The organism is Marinobacter halodurans (assembly GCF_004327985.1).
GTDB lineage: Bacteria > Pseudomonadota > Gammaproteobacteria > Pseudomonadales > Oleiphilaceae > Marinobacter_A > Marinobacter_A halodurans.
This window is the reverse complement of record NZ_SJDL01000168.1, coordinates 1-767: the sequence shown is the minus strand read 5'-3', so window position 1 is coordinate 767 and position 767 is coordinate 1. Positions and strand designations below refer to the sequence as shown.

Sequence of the window (767 nt, the reverse complement as noted above, 5' to 3'; positions counted from 1 at the left end):
GCGGCCAGGGCGACTTTGGATTTGAATGATGCGCTGTATTGCTTGCGTTTCTTGCTCATGATTCTCCTCCTTGTGGAGATGATGAATCAGAGCTCAGGCACCTGTCCAAATTTCGGGGTCCACTTCAGTTCTCGGGCCCAAGAGACATTCTGACCGTAGGCCTGGCCCCCGGCGGAACAATTGTCGTGTGGATTCAGAACCAAATCGGCAATGAGATTGAAATTGCCAGAATGCAGGCGAATGAAATCGAAGGCGATCCCGACGATTATCGCGCAGCCACGAAGCGATACCTCGAAGCAAACGGCGACTACCTCAAGAAACACGGTGTCCCGACAACAGGCTGGTAGTCACCATATTCCCCGCTTGTCATCACTATAGTTTTTGAATATTTCCTGCTCATTCACCACTCGGATAACTACAACCCAATAAGTTTTTCCGGCAGCTTTAGAATGGAGATGCCATTTAGCGAATCCATTGCTCCGTTACGTCCCGCTTCTAATCGCCAGCGCATAATTCAGCCCAACGACCGGAATGCTTAGCAATGAGAGCCATTCAATTTATATGCACGACTTTAATAGCCCTACTTTCCGGCTGCGCATCAGCCCCCGAGCATGATTTGGATGCCATGGTTTCGGTCGCCCCGATGTGCTGGCGACGGGGGTGCTGCTGTTCATCGGGCTTTATGGCTGGCGACGGGGACTGCACGGGCTGGAGCGGCTGGAGGAATACTCGGTGACCATCAAGCTGGCTATCATCGCCTCGCTGCT

The 767-nt window shown here is 52.5% G+C and carries 1 protein-coding gene; it reads left to right on the top strand.

Going from position 1 to position 767, the window contains the following annotated elements:
* The first annotated feature begins 38 nt into the window (after positions 1–38).
* Complete coding sequence (locus EZI54_RS25335; RefSeq protein WP_131484349.1) at positions 39–347, top strand: DUF2931 family protein; 309 nt, start codon at positions 39–41, stop codon at positions 345–347.
* Positions 348–767 lie beyond the last annotated feature (420 nt).